General features: G+C 71.7%; 3 protein-coding genes. 1 reads left to right on the forward strand and 2 read right to left on the reverse strand.

Annotation, left to right across the window (positions count from 1 at the left end; genetic code table 11):
* Nucleotides 1–1,757, reverse strand: a 1,757-nt coding sequence (locus G6018_RS12775) for a glycosyltransferase (protein WP_241732092.1), incomplete at its 3' end; no start/stop codon positions are given.
* 122 nt (nt 1,758–1,879) lie between these two features.
* On the opposite strand from G6018_RS12775, the gene G6018_RS12780 reads away from it, so the two are divergent.
* Nucleotides 1,880–2,614 (forward strand): peptidylprolyl isomerase, encoded by a 735-nt coding sequence (locus tag G6018_RS12780; protein WP_179524230.1) that lies wholly within the window; start codon nt 1,880–1,882, stop codon nt 2,612–2,614.
* 14 nt (nt 2,615–2,628) lie between these two features.
* Here G6018_RS12780 and G6018_RS12785 read toward each other — a convergent pair.
* The coding region (locus G6018_RS12785; RefSeq protein ID WP_182639799.1) for a DUF5129 domain-containing protein at nt 2,629–3,648 on the reverse strand (1,020 nt) is incomplete at its 5' end.

Raw genomic sequence — 3,648 nt, forward strand, 5'->3', positions numbered from 1 at the left:
TCCTGCGGCACCTCGTGGTGCGCCTTGTCGTCCCGGCTCAGGGTGTGGATGAGCCCCTTGCCCAGGGCGAGGGCCTTGCGGACCGGGCCCCGGGGCTCGGAGTGGATCCCGGCCGGGCCGCCGGAGGGCGCGGGCAGGTCCACGGCCGAGGGGATCACCACGGCGTCGGGGAACCGCGCGCGCATCGCCCGCACCTTGGGCAGGGCCGTCGGCAGCAGCTCGTAGAGCGCCTCCGGTCCTCGCAGGAAGTCGCGGATGGCCTCGATCTGGATGGCCACCGTCGAGTACTCGAGGCACACCAGGTGCTTGACCAGCGCCTTGAGGCTCGACTGCATGATGCCCTTGTGGTCGCCGTCGTGGTACAGCGACGCCACCACCAGCCGGTTGCGCAGGTGGAAGTAGGCCTGCCAGTCGATCGCGTCGTCCTTGTCCGACCACGCCATGTGCCAGATCGCCACACCCGGCATGGAGACCGTGGGGTGGCCGGCGCGGCGCGCCCGCAGGCCGTACTCCGCGTCGTCCCACTTGATGAACAGGGGCAGGGGCTGGCCGATCTTCTCGGCGACCACCCGCGGGATCAGACACATCCACCAGCCGTTGTAGTCCACGTCGATCCGGCGGTGCAGTTCCTTGGGGTTCTCCCGGTCGGTGAGGGGGTACCGGGAGAAGTCGTAGTCGTAGTCCGCGTGCGGGGCGGCGGTCCACATGAAGTCGTGCGCGCCCACCACCTCGCCCATGGTGTGGAGGTGGCTGCGCTCCTGGAGGTTGAGCATCTGGCCGCCGACCAGCATCGGCACGCGCGAGAAACGGGCGAAGGCCAGGGCCCGTAGGATCGAGTCGGGCTCGATCTCGATGTCGTCGTCCATGTAGAGGATGTACGGCGAGTCGGTGAGCCGCCGGGCCTCGTACATGATGCGGCTGTACCCGCCCGAGCCGCCCAGGTTGGGCTGGTCGAAGATACGCAGGCGCTCGCCCAGGTACTCGGCGGCCTCCGCGAACCCGGGCTCGTCACGCACCTTGCGGTCGCCCTGGTCCGGCATGAGCACCGCGTCCAGGACCGCGTCCACCTCGGGGTCGGAGGTGAGCGCCCGCAGCGCCGCGACCGCGTCCCCGGGGCGGTTGAAGGTCGGGATACCGACGGTCACCCGGCGGTCGTTGGGCACCTGCACCGACGGATCGGGGGTGCCGTCCGGGCCCGCGTCCGGGCGGGTGGCCGGCGCGTCCACGGCCGAGTACCACCCACCGGCGAGCACCTCGACGTCCGTGTCGGAGGTGAGGTCGAACCAGATCCACCCGCCGTCCTCGAACGGGCCCAGGTCGCAGACGAACTCGACCGTCGTGACCCGGTCCGCCCCCGACTCGCCCGGCTCGCCCACGACGTCCCCGGTGATCGCGATGCGCGAGCCGTCGATCTTGGACCGGTAGAGGTCCACACGGCCGGCGCCGCGGATCGTCAGCCGCAGGACCACCTCACCGAGGATCGTCCAACGACGCCAGTACGCCGCCGCGAAGGCGTTGAAGTAGGTGGCGAAGGAGACCTCGGAGTCCGCGCCGACGCTCAGGGTGGTGCGGCCGGCGGAGTGGGCGCGGCGGGCGTTGGTGGGGGCCTCGGCGAGGTAGAGCGATCTCACGTCCAGCGGCTCGCCGGCCCGGGGCAGGATGACCCGCTGGAGGCACTCCCGGCCGATCGGGTCCGCGAGACCGGCGACCGACCGCTCGACCTCGTCGACCAGTTCGTGGTGGCCGTGGTGGTGCATATGGATGAGTCCCCGTCCCTAGTCGAAAGCCGGGTCGATCGTACCCGGCGGGCCGGGGCGATCCCTCCCACCACGCGGAACCGGGGGTTCAGCGGCGTGGACGCGCCACGTAGGTTTGTCTCATGCAGCTCTCCGCCACAGCCCGGCCCCGTCCGACCCTCCGCACCGCCCTGGGCATCCTCGCCCTGTCGGTGCCCCTGGCGCTCGCCGGGTGCGGCACCGATGACTCACCCGCCGAGGACGCGGCCACCGGCACGACCGCGGGGACGCAGACCGGGGCCGAGGCGTCCGACGGAGGAACGGCCGACGCGGTCGAGTGCCCGCCCGCCGAGGGCACCGACGAGCGCATCACCTCGTTCGACTCCGCCCCGCCGATGTGCCTGACCCCCGGGGTCGACTACTCCGCCGTGATCACCACCGACGCCGGCGTGGTGACCGTGGACCTGCTCGAGGACAAGGCGCCGGAGACGGTGAACAACTTCGTCTTCCTGGCCCGCCACAAGTACTACGAGGGCATCACCTTCCACCGGGTGATCCCCGGCTTCATGATCCAGGGCGGCGACCCGCAGGGCACCGGCAGCGGCGGACCGGGCTACCAGTTCTCCGACGAGCTCCCCGCCGAGGGCGAGTACGAGATCGGGTCCATGGCCATGGCCAACGCCGGCCCGGACACCAACGGCTCCCAGTTCTTCATCGTCACCGGCGACTCCGGCGTCTCCCTGCCGCCGGCCTACAGCCTCTTCGGCACCGTCACCGACGGGATGGACGCCGTCACGGCGATCGAGGACGACGGCAGCCCGCAGGGCGCGCCGCGGACCGTGCACACGATCGAGTCGGTCGAGATCGTCGAGGGCTGAGGCGGGCCGGGGGTCTAGTACCCGCTCGACCCGCCGCCACCGGAGAACGAGGCGTTGGAGTAGCTCGTGTTGGTGGAACTCGCCGCCTGGGCCGCCTGCACGTCGTGGGCGTGCCAGCTCGAGACCACGTAGAACGGCACGAAGCCGTTGTAGCCGTAGCCGGCGCGCCAGTCCCGGTCGTACAGCCTCGGCGCGTGGCGGTCACCCGCGTCGTCCGCCGCCTCGACATCCGCCATCTCGCGGGCCCGGATGGCCTCCACCACGAGCCGGTAGTCCACCACCAGCCGTGCGTAGCGGTCCATGAAGTCGGCGGCCTGCGTGTCCCGGGAGAGCTCGTCCGCCCGCGCGTCGAGGGCCCTGGCCTCGGCGGCGAGACGCTCGTCCTCGGTTCCCAGCGCGGCGGCCAGCATGTCCTCGTGGAGCTCGCCGAGCTGGCGGCGGCGCACGTCCGCGTCACCCTGCTCCATGCGGAAGAGCTGGTCGATGTTCTTCTCCGCCGTCTCCATCTGATCGACCGTGGTGTGCGCGGTCTCGATGTCGTCGGCCTTCTCGCGGAACTCCGCGTCGGTCGACTCCGGCCGCAGGTCGCCGATCCGCCCCATGACGGTGTCCAGCGACAGGAATCGGTCCCGCACATCCGCCCACTGTGACCGCAGCTCGTCGTCTGCCAGCGGGGACGTGAGCGAGTTGGCGCGGATGTCCAGCCCGGTCAGTTCCCCCGCGACCCGCCCGTACTCGCGGGAGACCCGGTCGTAGCGCTCCCTCGCCGTCGCCGCCTTCTTCTTGCGGCTCGCCGCGACGCCCGCACCGATCGCGCCGGCGCCCACGACCCCCGCGCCGCCGAGGGCCCACGGCAGCCAGGACGGCATGCCCTCGGGTTCCGGTGCCAGCACCGTGGGGTCGGCCGCCGCCTGCGCGCCCGCGAGCAGGCCCACCGCGTGGTTCTCGCGGCGCATCGGGTCCTTCATCGCCTCCATCGAGCCGTCGAGGTGTCGTCCCTCGAAGATGTCCAGCGCCGCGCAGACGTCGTCGCA

Source organism: Dietzia sp. DQ11-44 (assembly GCF_014145205.1).
Classification (GTDB): Bacteria; Actinomycetota; Actinomycetes; order Mycobacteriales; family Mycobacteriaceae; genus Dietzia; species Dietzia natronolimnaea.

Coding starts and splice junctions, on each gene's coding strand:
- G6018_RS12780 (WP_179524230.1), top strand. CDS start 1,880: ATGCAGCTCTCCGCCACAGCCCGGCCCCGTCCGACCCTCCGCACCGCC.